This window comes from Pseudonocardia hierapolitana (assembly GCF_007994075.1).
GTDB lineage: Bacteria > Actinomycetota > Actinomycetes > Mycobacteriales > Pseudonocardiaceae > Pseudonocardia > Pseudonocardia hierapolitana.
Genome location: NZ_VIWU01000001.1, coordinates 5,516,177 through 5,531,280 on the forward strand (window position 1 = coordinate 5,516,177; position 15,104 = coordinate 5,531,280).

The 15,104-nt window shown below is 72.6% G+C and carries 14 protein-coding genes; 7 read left to right on the plus strand and 7 right to left on the minus strand.

What is annotated here, in order from left to right; translation table 11 throughout:
- The first annotated feature begins 7 nt into the window (after positions 1 to 7).
- The 4 genes from FHX44_RS26250 (at position 8) to FHX44_RS26265 (ending at position 3,136) form a co-directional block, all read left to right on the plus strand.
- Complete coding sequence (locus FHX44_RS26250; protein ID WP_147258247.1) at positions 8 to 529, plus strand: gamma carbonic anhydrase family protein; 522 nt, start codon at positions 8 to 10, stop codon at positions 527 to 529.
- On the plus strand, positions 529 to 1,209 hold the full coding sequence (locus tag FHX44_RS26255) for a uracil-DNA glycosylase (RefSeq protein WP_147258248.1): 681 nt from the start codon (positions 529 to 531) through the stop codon (positions 1,207 to 1,209). Before FHX44_RS26250 ends, FHX44_RS26255 begins: the two co-directional genes overlap by 1 nt.
- A gap of 16 nt (positions 1,210 to 1,225) precedes the next feature.
- Complete coding sequence (locus tag FHX44_RS26260) at positions 1,226 to 1,954, plus strand: DUF429 domain-containing protein (protein ID WP_147258249.1); 729 nt, start codon at positions 1,226 to 1,228, stop codon at positions 1,952 to 1,954.
- Positions 1,955 to 2,281: 327 nt separating this feature from the next.
- The gene (locus FHX44_RS26265) at positions 2,282 to 3,136 is read left to right on the plus strand and encodes a polysaccharide lyase family 7 protein (protein ID WP_170309051.1); all 855 of its coding nucleotides are present in this window, start codon (positions 2,282 to 2,284) and stop codon (positions 3,134 to 3,136) included.
- Positions 3,137 to 3,225: 89 nt separating this feature from the next.
- Here the strand turns inward: FHX44_RS26265 and FHX44_RS26270 are convergent, their stop codons facing one another.
- The 6 genes from FHX44_RS26270 to rpmB all read right to left on the minus strand — a co-directional run bounded on the left by FHX44_RS26270 (position 3,226) and on the right by rpmB (position 8,946).
- Positions 3,226 to 4,734: a sulfatase family protein gene (locus FHX44_RS26270; protein WP_147258251.1), complete on the minus strand. Its 1,509-nt coding sequence runs from the start codon at positions 4,732 to 4,734 to the stop codon at positions 3,226 to 3,228.
- Positions 4,731 to 5,738, minus strand: a complete 1,008-nt coding sequence (locus FHX44_RS26275) for an aliphatic sulfonate ABC transporter substrate-binding protein (protein WP_147258252.1) — start codon at positions 5,736 to 5,738, stop codon at positions 4,731 to 4,733. The genes FHX44_RS26270 and FHX44_RS26275 overlap by 4 nt, the downstream gene beginning before the upstream one ends.
- 11 nt (positions 5,739 to 5,749) lie before the next feature.
- Positions 5,750 to 6,544: an ABC transporter ATP-binding protein gene (locus FHX44_RS26280; RefSeq protein WP_147258253.1), complete on the minus strand. Its 795-nt coding sequence runs from the start codon at positions 6,542 to 6,544 to the stop codon at positions 5,750 to 5,752.
- A complete protein-coding gene (locus FHX44_RS26285) occupies positions 6,541 to 7,377 on the minus strand; it encodes an ABC transporter permease (RefSeq protein WP_147258254.1) in 837 nt (278 codons plus the stop codon). The genes FHX44_RS26280 and FHX44_RS26285 overlap by 4 nt, the downstream gene beginning before the upstream one ends.
- The gene (locus FHX44_RS26290) at positions 7,374 to 8,609 is read right to left on the minus strand and encodes an ROK family transcriptional regulator (RefSeq protein WP_147258255.1); all 1,236 of its coding nucleotides are present in this window, start codon (positions 8,607 to 8,609) and stop codon (positions 7,374 to 7,376) included. Before FHX44_RS26290 ends, FHX44_RS26285 begins: the two co-directional genes overlap by 4 nt.
- 145 nt (positions 8,610 to 8,754) lie before the next feature.
- Positions 8,755 to 8,946, minus strand: a complete 192-nt coding sequence (gene rpmB, locus FHX44_RS26295) for a 50S ribosomal protein L28 (protein ID WP_147258256.1) — start codon at positions 8,944 to 8,946, stop codon at positions 8,755 to 8,757.
- A gap of 191 nt (positions 8,947 to 9,137) precedes the next feature.
- On the opposite strand from rpmB, the gene FHX44_RS26300 reads away from it, so the two are divergent.
- From FHX44_RS26300 to FHX44_RS26310, 3 genes are all read left to right on the plus strand, one after another.
- On the plus strand, positions 9,138 to 10,766 hold the full coding sequence (locus FHX44_RS26300) for a DAK2 domain-containing protein (RefSeq protein WP_147258257.1): 1,629 nt from the start codon (positions 9,138 to 9,140) through the stop codon (positions 10,764 to 10,766).
- Complete coding sequence (gene recG / locus FHX44_RS26305) at positions 10,763 to 12,946, plus strand: ATP-dependent DNA helicase RecG (protein WP_147258258.1); 2,184 nt, start codon at positions 10,763 to 10,765, stop codon at positions 12,944 to 12,946. The genes FHX44_RS26300 and recG overlap by 4 nt, the downstream gene beginning before the upstream one ends.
- A gap of 176 nt (positions 12,947 to 13,122) precedes the next feature.
- Positions 13,123 to 14,067 (plus strand): anti-sigma factor RsbA family regulatory protein, encoded by a 945-nt coding sequence (locus FHX44_RS26310; RefSeq protein WP_425469198.1) that lies wholly within the window; start codon positions 13,123 to 13,125, stop codon positions 14,065 to 14,067.
- Between the two features lie 42 nt (positions 14,068 to 14,109).
- Here FHX44_RS26310 and FHX44_RS26315 read toward each other — a convergent pair whose 3' ends face one another.
- Positions 14,110 to 15,009 carry a hypothetical protein gene (locus FHX44_RS26315; protein ID WP_147258259.1) on the minus strand — a complete coding sequence of 300 codons (900 nt, stop codon included), beginning with the start codon at positions 15,007 to 15,009 and terminating at the stop codon, positions 14,110 to 14,112.
- Positions 15,010 to 15,104: the final 95 nt, after the last annotated feature.

Consider the following 15,104-nt stretch of genomic DNA (forward strand, 5'->3'; position numbering starts at 1 on the left):
CCCGCGGGTGCCCCTCTACGCACTAGGCGACGTCGAACCGGACATCCATCCCGATGCCTACGTCCACCCGGACGCCGTCGTGATCGGCAACGTCACTATCGGGCCGGAGGCATCGGTCTGGCCCACCGCCGTGCTGCGGGGCGACGACGGCCGCATCGAGGTGGGCACGCGCACCAGCGTGCAGGACGGGTCGATCATCCACTGCACGCCGCACGAGCCGACGATCATCGGGAACGAGGTCACCATCGGGCACAACGTGCACATCGAGGGCGCGGTGATCGGCGACCGCGCACTCATCTCGTCGGGTTCGGTCGTGCTCAACGGCGCCCGGGTCGGTGCCGGTGCGGTGGTCGCGGCCGGGGCCGTGGTCTCGCCGAAGACGGAGATCCCGGACCGGCGCATGGCGATGGGGGTTCCGGCGCGGGTGCGGGAGGGTCACGAGGTGCCCGAGGGCTACTTCGACCACGCGGTGCAGAGCTACGTCCGGCGTGGCAAGAGGTTCCGCGCCGAGCTGAGGAGGATCGCCTGATGTCGGCTCGACCGCTCGAGGAGGTCGTCGAGGCCGGATGGGCCGCGGCGCTGGCCCCGGTGGCCCCGGTGATCGCCGACATGGGGGCGTTCCTGCGCGCCGAGCTCGCCGCGGGCCGCCGCTACCTGCCCGCAGGGGCCAACGTCCTGCGCGCGTTCCAGCAGCCGTTCGACGGGGTGCGGGTGCTGATCGTGGGTCAGGACCCGTACCCGACGCCGGGGCACGCGATCGGGCTGTCGTTCTCGGTGTCGCCGCAGACGCGCCCCGTGCCGCGCTCGCTCGCGAACATCTTCCGCGAGTACACCGAGGACCTCGGGCACCCCACCCCGTCGACCGGTGACCTGACGCCGTGGGCCGACCAGGGCGTGCTGCTGCTCAACAGGGTCCTCACCGTCGAGCCGGGCAACCCCGGCTCCCACCGCGACAAGGGCTGGGAGAAGGTCACCGAGCAGGCGATCCGCGCCCTCGTGGCCCGGGACGGCGAACCGCTCGTCGCGATCCTCTGGGGTCGCGACGCCCGCAACCTCGCCCCCCTGCTCGAGGACGTGCCGTGCATCGAGTCGGCCCACCCGAGCCCGATGTCGGCCGACCGCGGCTTCTTCGGCTCCCGCCCCTTCAGCCGGGCCAACGCCCTGCTCGAGGAGCTGGGCGGGGAACCGGTCGACTGGAAGCTGCCGTGACGGCAGCCTGAGCGTCGTGCGGACGGTCGGCGTCGATCTCGCGGCCCAGGCGAAGCACACGGCGGTCGCGGTCCTGGACTGGGACGCCGGGACCGCACGGGTGGTCGACGTCGAGATCCCCGCTGACGACGACGCGGTGCTGAAGTGGTCGGCGCGTGCGGACAAGGTCGGGATCGACTGCCCGCTGGGATGGCCGGAGCCGTTCGTCCGGTTCGTCCGGTCGCACGGGGCGCTCGCGCCCGAGGCCGTCCCGGAGTGGCGCTCGCTGGCCTACCGCCGTACCGACGAACACGTGCGCGCCGTCACCGGCCTGACGCCCCTGAGCGTTGCCACCGACCGCATCGGCCTCACCGCCATCCGGGCCGCGCGGCTGCAGGGCCGGCTGGCAGGGTGCGGACACGACGTCCGACGGGACGGCGGCGGCCTGATCGTCGAGGTCTATCCCGCCGCCGGGTTGAAGCGGTGGAGGCTGCCGCACAACCGGTACAAGGGACGCGCGAACCACAGCGCACTCGGTGCGCTGGTCGACGCGCTGCTCCGGGCCGCGCCGTGGCTGGAGCTCGGCGATCACGAGCGAGCCTGCCGGCTCAGCGACCACGTCTTCGACGCCGTCGTGGCCGCGCTGCTCGCCCGGGCGGCAGCCTGCGGGGCGATCGTGGAGCCCGAGAGCGGGGACCGCGGTGCCGCGGTGACGGAAGGCTGGATCGCGCTGCCGTCGGGTGACCTCGACGACCTCGCGAGCTGAACGGCGTCGGACGAGGAGGGCCCGGTGCACGGTGCCTCGCACGTCGAGGCCCTCACCGGCCGTGGCGGCGAGCCAATGACCGGTGATCACCCTCGTGGGTGGGAATCACCCCCATCGGGGCACGCTGGGCGCGATCCCGCCCGCCGACGCGGAGCCGCTCTTACGATCGATCTGCACGACGACGCGACCCGTCGTCGCCGCGAGCGGCCTGGCCATCCGCTCGTCCCCCGCCCCTGCGCAGGTCCATCCTGCGCGCACCCCCGACGGGAGAACCATGCCCGAGGCCGCCCTGCTCCGCGTCCGCCCCCGCCACGGGGGGTAGTCGCGATGCCGGATCTGATCGCACCCGTTGCGGTGGCCGTGGCCGCCGTGCTGACCGTCCAGCCCGTCCCGGCGCCGCACCGTGCGTCGCTCGACCCGTGCACGCTCGTCGTGGCCGCCGCGCCCGGCCTGGCGCTCCCCGGGCCGCCGTCGTGCCCGCTGCCGGTGATCCCCGAGGCCGAGCCGCCCCGCGCGCAGGGCGCCGCGACGAAGCCGGGCGATCTCCTCGATCTCGCGAACTGGTTCCTCACACTGCCTGTCGGCCCGGAGGGCGACCCGGACTCCATCGACCAGCCCGAACTGCTGGACTACCGCAGCGACTGGTTCGACCTGACCCCGGACGGGACCGGGGTGGTGTTCCGCGCCCCCGCGGGCGGTGTGACCACGAAGAACAGCAAGTACTCGCGCTCGGAGCTGCGTGAGATGCGCGGGGAGGAGAAGGCGGCCTGGTCGAACACGAAGGGCGTGCACACGCTGGAGAGCAGGCAGGCGATCACGAAGGTGCCGTCGGTGAAGCCGGAGGTGTCGGCCACCCAGATCCACGACGGCGGCGATGACGTGATGCAGATCCGGCTGGAGGGCTCCACGCTCGTGGCGCAGTACGCCGACGGGGCGGAGCAGGTCGTCATCGATCAGGACTACCGGCTCGGAACCCCGTACGACCTGCGGATCGTGGCCGCCGACGGCCGCATCACGGTCTTCTACGACGGCGAGCAGCGCGCGGAGATCGAGCGCAGCGGGAGCAGCTGGTACTGGAAGGTCGGCGCCTACACCCAGTCCAACCCGGAACGCGGCGACGATCCCGACGCGCTGGGGGAGGTCGTCGTGTACTCGCTGCGGATCGAGCACACCGACGGCTAGTCGATCAAGGGGAGATGGTCGCCATCGATCTCCGGGAGCGACCATCTGTCCTTGGTCACCGCGTCCGGGCCGGGGCGGCATCCCCCACGTCAGGCCACGTGCGCCTCGTCCTCGGCGGACCGGTACGTCGTCTCGTCGAGGCCGGACTGGGTCGGGTCGTGGTCGACGTCCCCGACGTCGTACATCGTCGTCATCCAGTGGTAGAAGTTGTCGCCGCGGTCGCGCAGCTGACCGTAGAGGCGCCGCATCAGCCGCGTCCGCACCGGCGCCATCTCCGGGTGGTGGTAGACGTTCAGCAGCTCGTCCGGATCGTTCTCGAGGTCGTAGAGCTCGTTCGTGGAGTCCGGGTTGACCACCAGCTTGTAGCGGTCCTCGCGCAGCATCCGCTGCGGGTACGGGAAGTGGTGCCCGTGGAACTCGCAGACGATGTCGGGAGCCCATTCCACCTGGCGGCCCTCGACAAGCGGTACGAGGCTGCGTGAGTCGACGGCCGGTGCCGGGTCGATGCCGGCGAGCTCCAGGATCGTCGCCGTGCAGTCGAGCAGGCTCACGAACTCGCTGCGCACCTGACCCGAGGGTGCGCCGGGGATCCGCACGATCCCGGGCGTGCGGTAGATGTCCTCGTACATCGCGGGGCCCTTGTCGTGCAGCCGGTGCGAGCCGGTGAACTCCCCGTGGTCGCAGGTGAAGAACACCGCTGTGCCGTCGACGAGCCCGAGCCGCTCGAGCGCGCCCAGCACGCGACCGATCTGCTCGTCGATCAGCGAGACGTAACCCCAGTACACCGCGATGAGCTTGCGCGTCACCTCGATCGGCATGGTGTCGAACGTCCAGTGGGCGCTGTAGTTGCGCTGCACGGGCGGCTTGCCCTCGAAGGTCTCCGCGATCGACTTCGGCAGCTCGACCAGTTCGGGGTCGAACATGTCGAAGTAGGAGTCGGGCACGATGTACGGAAGGTGCGGGCCGAAGAAGCTGAGCTCCAGGAAGAACGGGGTGTCGGGGGCGGCAGCGTAGCGTTCCAGCAGCTCGATGGTGCGGGTGGCGAGGTAGTGCTCGAACGTTGCCTCCACCGGCTGGTGGAGCCGGGCGGCGAGGAGGTTTCCCGGCCCGCCGTTGGGCAGCGTGCCCCGGATCCGGTCGCTGATCTCGTACGGCGGGAGCCCGCGCTCCCGCAGGTACTCGAGGTAGTCCTCGTTGTCGACGGGGTTGTGCCAGCCCGGCAGGTCGGGTCCGTCGAATCCGAAGGAGGCGGCGTTCTTGTCCGTGCCCGCGTGCCACTTGCCCACGAGGCCGGTGTTGTAGCCGCGCTCCCGGAGGGCCTCCACGAACGTGAACGTCCCGTCGGCCAGGTCCTCGCGGTAGCCCACGTTGCGTTCGTGGTTCGCGAGCACCTGGTGCCGGAACGGGGCCTGGCCGGTGAGCAGGCTCGCGCGCGCCGGTGTGCAGATCGCGGTCGGCGTGTACCAGCGGTCGAACCGGGTGCCCGAGCGGGCGAGCCCGTCGAGCACCGGCGTGGGCGCGTGCGGGTTGCCGTAGGCCCCGAGCGTGTCCACCCGGTGCTGGTCGGTCATCAGGAAGAGGATGTTCCGCGAGCTCATTCGCTGGCCTGCAGGAAGAGGTCGCCCGTGTAGTACTGCGCCGGGTCCACGGGTGCCTGCAGCTTGCCCGCGCCGACGAAGTACTCACCCAGGCCGGCGAACCACGTGTTGATCGTGCCGTCCCGGGTCAGCCGGTCGAGCTCGTCGAGGGATAGGACCTGCACGTTGGCGGCGTCGGCCTGCACCTGGGCGGGGTCGAGGGCGTTGAAGTCCGCGGTGAGCCGGACCGCCTCGGCCGGGTTCGCGGCGCGGAAGGCGATCGCCTCCCGCAGCACCTTGAGCACGCGCTCCACCTTCTCCGGCTCGCCCGCGACGACGTCGTTGCCCGCCACGAACGCCGTCGGGAACGCGACGGTCTCCTCGAAGTCCTGGTTCGTCGCCAGCTCGACGAGGTCGGGCACCCGCTGCTTCACCGTCGCCAGAGCCGGGTACCAGATGCCGGCGGCGTCGACCTGCTTCGACGACAGCGCGGTGATGATCGCGGCAGGCTCCATCGCCACGAGCTGCACGTCCGCTTTCGTCATCCCGGCCTTCTGGAGCGCGAGCGTGAGGATCATGTCGCCGGACGTGCCCTCCGGGACGGCGACAGTCCGGCCCCGCAGGTCCGCGATCGAGCCGATGCCCGGCTGGGCGACGACGCGGTCGGCCCGGCCGAGCGTGTTGACGGCGACGATCTTGGCCTGGCCGGACGCCGGCAGCCAGATCGCGCCCGGGCCGATGTAGCCGAAGTCCAGGTCGCCGGTGCCGAGCGCCTGGATCTGCAGCGGCCCGTTCGTGAACGACGTCGTCGCGATGTTCACCCCGTGCTTCACCCACAGCCCCTGGTCCTCGGCGATCGCGAGCAGGCTCGTGCCGTTGAAGTCGGGGATGTAGCCGAAGGCGACGTCGACGGGCTGCACCCCGTCCGGGCTTGCGGGGGTGTCCGTGCCTGCGCAGCCGGCGGCGAGCACGGCGAGGGCCGCGCCTGCCGCGGCGACACCCATGGAGCGTCTGGTGATCCGCATTGCCGTTCCTCTCAACGTCCGGCGGCGATGCCGGGAGCCTGGTGGTAGACCGAGTGCCACACGCGGTTGCGGAGCTGGGCGAACTCCGGGCTCAGGCGGGCTTCCTCGGTGCGCGGGTACGGCAGGTCGACGTCGATCACGTCGTAGATCCGGCCGGGCCGCGCCGCCATCACGACGACGCGGTTCGCGAGGAAGACGGCCTCGTCGACGTCGTGGGTGATGAACAGGACCGTGCGCTTCTCCCGGCTCCACGTGTCGAGCAGCTGCTCCTGCAACGTCACGCGGGTGAGCGCGTCCAGCGCGCCGAAGGGTTCGTCCATGAGCAGGATCGACGGGTTCACCGCGTACGCCCTCGCGATGGCGCACCGCTGCTTCATCCCGCCCGAGAGCATCTTCGGCAGGGCGTCGGCGAACTGCTCGAGGCCGACGATGCGGATGAAGTAGTCCGCGCGCTCGCGCCGCTCGGATGCGCCGAGGCCCGCGACCTTCAGCCCGAACTCGACGTTCTTCCGGACGGTGAGCCAGGGGAAGAGCGCGTACTGCTGGAAGATGACGCCGCGCTCGGGACCCGGGCCGACGACGTCCTTGCCGTCGACGAGCGCGCGACCCGACGTCGGGGTCTCTAGCCCGGCGAGGATGTTCATGAGCGTCGACTTGCCGCACCCGGACGGCCCGACGACGGTGACGAACTCGTTGTCGGCGATGTCGAGCGAGACCCCGTCGAGCGCGACGAACTCCTCGTTCTTCAGGGGGAAGGTCTTGCGGACCTCCTGCACGGAGATCTTCGCGCTGGTCGTCGTGGTCATCGTCGTTCCTGCCATCCGGTGAGCCTGGTCTCGGCGAGGAGCAGCAGCCGGTCCATCACCAGGCCGAGAACGCCGATGACGACGATGCTGACGAAGATCGTCGCGAGGTCGTAGTAGAGCTGGGCCTGCTGCATGCGGTAGCCCAGACCGGCGGGAGCGGCCAGCAGCTCGGCGGCCACCAGGGTGGCCCACGCCGACCCGAGGCCCACCCGCATGCCGACGAGGATGAACGGCGTCGACGCGGGGACGACGACCTTCGCGAAGATCGTCGCGTCCTTCGCGCCGAGGACCCGCGCGGCGTTGATGAGCGTGCGGTCCACGCTCACGACGCCCTGGTAGGTCGAGATCACGCACGCCAGGAACGCGGCGAGGAAGATGACGAACACCTTCGGGACCTCGCCGATGCCGAGCAGCACCAGCACGAGCGGCAGCAGCGCGAGCGGCGGGATCGTGCGGAAGAACTGGATCCAGGGCTCGAAGAGCCCGCGGGCCACGGTGTACCACCCCATGAGGAAGCCGACGGGGATCGCGGCGGCCGAGCCGATGAGGAAGCCCACGAGCACGCGGACCAAGCTCGCGAGGACGTCCTCCTGCAGGGTTCCGTTGGCCGCGAGCTGGATGGCCTTCGCGACGACCTCGGGCGGCGTCGGGAACTGGAAGCCGTTCAGGGCCAGGAGCCACCAGCCGGCGATGCCGCCGACGATGGACACCGCGTTCAGCAGGACGAGCGTGGAGCGCCGGGAGAGCTTGCGTCGGTGTGGTGCTCCCGGCGCCGCAGCGGCCGGCGGGGCCGACGCCGCCGTGGTCGCTGCCTCGACGGGCGAGGACGTCACGATGTGCTCCTTCGGTGGCTGGGCCCGGAACCGGCCGGCGTCGTGGCTTCGGCGTATCCGGCGAGCAGCGGCGACTGGTGGAACAGCGCGGCGATCGCACCGACGGCCCCGTCGCTGTCGCGCAGTTGCCCGGCCCGGACCACGACCGGCTCGGAGGCGGGGATCGAGAAGAGCTCGAAGCGCAGCGTGGCCGCCGCCTGCTCGACGATCACCGGTGCGACGTGCACGATCTCGCCGCCGATGACGACCTCGTCGGGGTTGAGCACCATGGCCGTCGCGCCGAGGACCCGGCCGAGGGTCGCGCCGACATCGCGGAGCACGGCCTCGACCGCCGGGTCGCGCCCGGCGACCCTCTCCGCGAGGTCGTCGAGCGACCCCACGGCGGCGCCCCGCTCGCGGCACGCGCGCAGGATCGCCGGGGTGGAGGCGACGGTCTCGAGGCACCCGCGCTTCCCGCACCGGCAGTTCGTGCCGTTCGGGTCCGCCGTGACGTGGCCGAGCTCACCGGCGAACCCGCGGCCGCCCGTCACGAGCCGGCCTGCGACGACGAGGCCGCCGCCGACGCCGTCCGAGAGCCGCACGTAGACGAGGTCGCTGACGGCGGTCTCGTGCGAGATCGCTTCGGCCAGCGCCGCGAACCGCGTGTTGTTGTCCACGATCACCGCGGCGCCGAACCGCTCGGCGAAGGCCGTGTCGATGCCCTTGGGGGCGAGCCGGCGGTTCCAGCTGATCTCGGGCACGCCGGGCTGGTTGCCGATGTAGGGCCCGGGAACGCCGATCCCGACGGCCTGGAGGGCGCCGAGGTGCGTTCCCGTCTCGCGGGCGAGCCGCTCGGTCAGCGCGAACGCGATCTCGAGCCGCTCGTCCCACGGCGTGCCGTCGGCGTAGCGGCTGACGCCACCCGCGATGATCTCGTGCGCGGCGTCGGCCACCGCGACCTGCACGCGCCGGTGCCCGAAGTCGACGCCGAGGAACTGTCCCGACGACGGATCGAGGCAGAGCCGCTCGGCCGGCCTGCCGCTTCCGACGCGCACCGCGGCATCGGTCTCGGCGACGATGATCGCGCCCCTCGCCAGCAGGTCGCCCGTGATCTCGGAAACGGTCGTGCGCGAGAGACCGACGCGCTCGGCGAGCGCGGCTCGGCTCATCGCGCCCCCGGTGCGGAGCGCGGTCAGCACGCGCTTCTCGTGCATGCTCCTCGTGAGCGCGTGGAGCCCGGTCCTCCTCGACATGGGATATGCCTAGCCGGGGCCATTTTTTCCGTCAACGGGCCGACAGAATTACGGCCGCTCGCTCCGCGAGGCGGTGCCGCAAACGCGAACGGCACCCTCGTCCAGAGCTATCGGACGAGAGTGCCGTTCGTGCAGTGCTGAGCGCTCAGGCGCGGGCGACCTTGCCGGCCTTCAGGCAGGAGGTGCACACGTTGAGGCGGCGGCGGTTGCCCCCACCGGCGCTGGCGCGCACGGTCTGGATGTTCGGGTTCCAGCGGCGGTGGGTGCGGCGGTGCGAGTGCGAGACGGACATGCCGAAGCCCGGACCCTTTCCACAGACGTCACAGACGGCAGCCACGTCGGACACTCCTCGGGTAGACGGTGAGGGTAAGCCGGGGTTGCCCCGGTCGCGAAGAACCAGAGTACCTGCGCCGTCGCGGCGTCGTGCACGGCCCCTACCGCTGGGCCGTTTCTGGTGGGTCTGGGTCGATGGGCTTGGGCGCCAAGAGCGCGGCCCAGGCCCACCAGAGACGGCCTAGGCTCGCGCACGTGCCCCCGACCCTCGACACCGCGCTGCTCACGGGCTGGACGCGGGCGGCAACCACCGCGCTCGAGCGGCATTGCGCTGAAATCGACCGGATCAACGTCTTCCCGGTGCCCGATGGTGACACGGGCACGAACCTGCTGCTCACCATGCGCGCGGCGGCCGACGCCGTGCGACGGGTCGTGCGGGAGAACGGGGCGGGCCGCGGGGTGGCCGTCGTCGCGGCCGCGCTGGCGCGTGGCGCGCTCGTCGGGGCCCGCGGCAACTCCGGGGTGATCCTCTCCCAGGTGCTGCGGGGGGTCGCGGAGGCCGTGGCGCCGGCCAAGCGACCGGCGGGCGCCGTGCTGGCCGACGCATTGCAGCGGGCCCACCGGCTCGCCACCGCGGCGGTGAGCCGGCCCAAGGAGGGCACGGTGCTGTCCGTGCTCGCCGCGGCGGCGGGCGCGGCCGCCGAGGTGGGCTCCGACCGGCTCGACGACGTGGCGGTCGCGGCTGCCGAGGCGGCAGGCGCGGCCGTGCAGGCCACCACCGGGCAGTTGCCGGAGCTGGCGCGGGCCGGGGTGGTGGATGCCGGAGGGCTGGGCCTCTACCTCGTGCTGGACGCCCTCGCCGCCCTCGTCACCGGGCGGAGCGGGGGTGAGCTGCCCCGGACGCACGTCCCGGTGGCGCGCGGTCGGGAGGTGCTGGTGGCGGAGCGGGAGGCAGGGTCGGACGAGCACGACTACGAGGTCATGTACCTGCTGGACGGCACCGACGACGCGCGCGTCGACGAGCTGCGTGCGCGGCTCACCGCGATCGGTGACTGCGTCGCGGTGGCCTGCGACGCCGACGGACTGTGGAACGTCCACGTGCACTGCACCGACATCGGCGCGGCGATCGAGGCCGGCATCGACGCCGGCCGGCCGCACCGGATCACCGTCGTGCGGTTCGCCGACCAGGACGCCCCGGCCGATGCGCCGGACCGGTTCGCGCGCGAGCGGGCGGTCCTGATGATCGTCACCGGGCCGGAGGTGGCGGAGCTGGCCCGGTCGGCGGGCGCGGTGGTGCTGGAGCACGAGCCGGCCCGCGGTGTGGACGAGGGCGAGATCGTGGCGGCGCTCGCCGGCACCCGTGCCCGGCACGTCGTGCTGCTGCCCGACGACGCGGAGCTCGCTCCGGTGGCCGAGTGCGCCGCGGCCGTGGCCCGCCGGGACGGGCAGGAGGTGCTCGTGCTGCCCACGGCGTCGGTGCTGCAGGGCCTGTCCGCGCTCGCCGTGCACGACCCGGAGCGCCGTGCGGGTGACGACGTCGTCGCGATGGCCGAGGCCGCGGCCGGAACCCGCACCGGAGGCCTGGTCGTCGCCGAGTCCGAGGCGCTCACGTGGGTGGGGCGGTGCGAGCCGGGCGAGGTGCTGGGGATCACCGACGGCGAGGTCGTGCTGATCGCCCCCGACCTGGCTGTCGGGGCGCTGTGGTTGGCTCACCGCATGCTCACCGCGGGTGGTGAGATCGTCACCGTGCTGCTGGGCGAGGGCGCCGATCCCTCACTGGGAGTGGGGCTCGCGGCCGACCTGCGCCGCACCCACCCCGAGGTCGACGTCGTCGTGCACCGTGGCGGGCAGACCGACTACCCGCTCGTGCTGGGGGTGGAATGACCGGGATCGACATGGCGAGCGCGCTGGAGCCGCTCGTCGGCAAGCGCACCGCTGCGGCGCTGGAGTCGCTCGACATCGCCACCGTCGGCGAGCTCGTGCGCCACTACCCGCGCCGCTACGTCGACCGCGGCAAGCTCACCGACATCGCCGGGCTGGAGATCGGCGAGCAGGCCACGCTGGTGGCACAGGTGGAGAAGTCGGTGCTGCGGGACATGCGGTCGCGGCGGGGCAAGCTGCTGAACGTCGTCATCCGCGACGAGAAGGGCGCCACGATCGACTGCACCTTCTTCAACGGCCACAAGGTGCAGCACATCATCAAGCCGGGTGTGCGTGCGGTGTTCTCCGGCAAGGTCGGGGTGTTCAACCACAAGCTGCAGCTCACCCACCCGCAGTTCGAGCCGCTCGACGAGGCCGACGAGATCCGCCCGTTCCTGTCGGTCTACCCGGCCTCCGGCAAGATCACCTCGCAGCAGGTGGCGCGCTGCGTCCGGCAGGTCCTCGACCTGCTCGACGACCCCACCGACCCGTTGCCGGAGCTGGTGAAGGGCCGGGAGAAGCTCACCGAGCTCGGGCGGGCGCTGCGGCGCATCCACGTGCCGGAGTCCGAGGCCGACATCCACGCCGCCCGCCACCGTCTCGTGTGGGACGAGGCCATGGGCGTGCAGCTCGCGCTCGCGCTGCGCCGCCACAACACCGCGCAGCGCCCGGCCGCCGCCTGCCCGCCGAAGCCGGGCGGGCTGCTCGACGCGTTCGACGCCCAGCTGCCGTTCGCGCTCACCGCCGGGCAGCACGCCGTCGGCACCGAGATCTCCGCCGACCTGGCCCGCGAGCACCCGATGAACCGGCTCGTGCAGGGTGACGTCGGCGCAGGCAAGACCGTTGTCGCCCTGCGGGCGATGCTGCAGGTTGTCGACAGCGGCCGGCAGGCGGCGCTGCTCGCCCCCACCGAGGTGCTGGCCGCCCAGCACGCCCGATCGCTGCGCGCGCTGCTCGGTCCGCTCGCCAATGCAGGTGAGTTGGGTGCGTCCGAGCAGGCCACCAGCATCACCCTGCTCACCGGCTCGCTGGGTGCGAAGGCGCGCCGCAAGGCGCTGCTCGACGCGCAGTCCGGCGCGGCCGGCATCGTCGTCGGCACCCACGCGCTCATCCAGGAGCACGTGGGGTTCGCCGACCTCGGGCTCGTCGTGGTCGACGAGCAGCACCGGTTCGGGGTGGAGCAGCGCGACGCCCTGCGCAACCGCGGCGACCTGGCCCCGCACATGCTGGTCATGACGGCCACACCGATCCCGCGCACCGTCGCGATGACGGTGTACGGCGACCTGGAGGTCTCGGCGCTGCGCGAGCTGCCCCGCGGCCGTTCGCCGATCTCCACCACCGTCGTCCCGCTCGCGGAGAAGCCGAGCTGGTTCGAACGGGTGTGGCGGCGGGTGCACGAGGAGGTCGCGGCCGGGCACCAGGTGTACGTCGTCTGCCCGCGGGTGGGCGGTGCCGACGCCGAGCCGGAGCTCGTCGACACGGAGGATCCGGACATCGGGGCCGACTCCGATGACGGCCAGGCCAAGCGCCCGCCGCTCGCCGTGCTGGAGGTGGCACCCAAGCTCGCCGACGGTGCCCTGCACGGGCTGCGGATCGGCGTGCTGCACGGCAAGCTGCCGCCCGACGAGAAGGACGCCGTGATGCGGGCCTTCGAGCGGGCCGAGCTCGACGTCCTGGTCGCCACCACCGTCATCGAGGTCGGCGTCGACGTGCCCAACGCCACCGGGATGATCATCCTGGACGCCGACCGGTTCGGGCTCTCCCAGCTGCACCAGCTGCGCGGCCGGGTCGGGCGCGGGTCGGCGCCGGGGGTGTGCCTGCTGGTCACCGACATGCCCGCAGGCACCAGCGCCCGCGAGCGCCTCGACGCCGTCGCAGGCACCACCGACGGCTTCGAGCTCGCCCGCCTCGACCTCGAGCTGCGCCGCGAGGGCGACGTGCTGGGCGCCCTGCAGTCCGGCCGCCGTTCGGGCTTGCGCCTGCTGTCGCTCCTGCGCCACGAGGAGGTCATCTCCAAGGCGCAGGTGTACGCAGGCCACATCGTGGCCGACGACCCCGGCCTGCGCCGCCACCCCGGCCTGGCCGCCCTCGTCGGCGAGACCGTGGGCGACGAGGAGCGCGCCGCCTACCTCGACAAGGTCTGACGCCGCGCTCCACCGCGACGTCGGGACCACGGCTCATCAGGTCGCCGACGACGGACTCCCGGTGTCCCGCGGCACGCATCCATGCCTAGAGTGGTGTCGATGCGAGGGTGCGGTTCGTACCGGTCGGACGGGGTATCCGGCCTACCGGTCGTCGAGAGGAAGCAGCCGTGAGCGCGCTGGCCTCGTCGCTGTCGCCCGCCGAGCCCGAGCAGCAGTTCCGGCACCCGGCGCTGTTCTACCGCGGGATGGACGAGTACCTCGCCGGCACTCTGCCGTTCATCGAGGCGGGCCTCGCGGCCGGTGATCCGGTGGCCGTCGCCGTGCCGGGCGCCAACCTGGAGGCGCTGCGCGCCGGACTGGGCGATTCCGCCACCCAGGTGAGGCTGATCGACATGACCCGGGCGGGAAGGAATCCCGGCCGGATCCTGCCGGGCGTCCTCTTCGCGTTCGCCGACGAGCACCGCGACGCCGGGTTCGTGCGGATCATCGGCGAGCCGATCTGGCCGGGACGCTCCGAGGTGGAGTACCCGGCCTGCGTCCAGCACGAGGCGTTGATCAATCACGCGTTCGCCGGCCGGAGCGTCGAGATCCTCTGCCCGTACGACGTCGCCGGCCTGTCCCGGGACGTGCTGGACGACGCCGAGCGCACCCACCCGACCCTGATCGGGCCCGGCGGGCAGCGCTTCAGCGGCCGGTACGCGCCCGACGAGGTGCTGGCCGGCTACAACGAGGCCCTGCACGCGCCGCCGGGGGTGGCCACGCTGCTCGTCGACGCCGGGACGCTGTCACAGGCCAGGGCGTTCGCGATGGCCGAGGCACGGCGCGCGGGCCTGGACCCGGACCGGGCCGACGACTTCGAGTTCGCCGTGAACGAGCTGGTCACCAACAGCATCGAGCACGCCCGCAGCCGATGTGCGTTGCGGGTGTGGGTGGAGGACGGGCACCTCGTGGGTGAGGCATCCGACTCCGGTCGGCTGGAGGATCCACTGGCAGGGCGACGGCCGGCCCCTCCCGAGCAGTCGCGCGGGCGCGGGCTGCTGCTGGTGAACCACCTCACCGACCTCGTGCGGATCCACCGCTCCGAGCGGGGCACGACGATCCGCATCTTCATGAGGCTCTAGCCGGACGTCGTGACCGCGCACGCCGCGCGGACTTGCTCGTCCCTAGGCCGGGAGTTGCCCGCGGGCGGCCTCGTCGAGGGCGGCCGCAGCGGTGCGCGGCAGGTGGATCACGCCCGCGTGGTCGAGCTTGGCGAGCTCGCTGCGGGCGCGGGCGTACGCGGCGAGGCGTTCGGGGTCGCTGTCGGAGTCGCGGGCCGTGGTGAGGAGCTTGATCACGCGCTCGACGGTGGCGCGCTCGGCGGGGGACAGGCCGGACAGCCGGATCCGGTCGGCCGCGTCGACCGCGGCCCGCCAAGCCCGCTCGGCGCGGTCGACGGCCGACACGAACGACGTGGCGTGCGCTGCGGGCGGGAACGAGTCGGTCTCCAGCGCCTGCGCCTCGGCGAACGCGTCGACGAACCGCGCCGTGCTGGCCACGGACACGTCGGCGAGCGCGGGCCGGCGCAGCACCTCCATCGGGTCGCACTCGAACGCGGCGTACTCCGCCCGCAGCGCGGTGAAGCGTTCACGTGCCTTGGCCCACACGGCCTCGGGCCGCGGCGGTGCGGCCGGCCGGCGCGGAATGGGCGCCGTGCCGGCGGCGACGGCGCGGCGGCGCCTGCCGCGGCGGGTGATGGCGATCGCCGTGCCTGCGACGATCAGCGCCGGCCCCGTGACCGCCGCGACGGCGAGCACCATGGCGATGACCGAGACGATGGTGAGCGCGGTGCCACCCGCGATCGCCGTGCCGACCAGCAGGACCACCAGCGCGACGGCGACGGGTGGCCGGTGGGCCCTGCGCCTGGCCATGCGGCGCACGTGGCGAGCTCTGTGCATCTCGATGCGGGCCAGGTGGGCCTCCATCCGGGCCTCGTGCCGCGCCCTGCGGCGCTGGGCCGACTCCCGCAGGCGTCGGCCTTCGGCGAACGCGGCGCCGTGCGGGGCCGCCGGGTCAGGACGCATGCGGCACCCCTCGGCTCGGTCGACTTCCCCTCCTTGGTACCGCAGGAGTGGCATTCTTCGCACGGGTCCGATCGAGTGCCCGACGGTACGGTTCC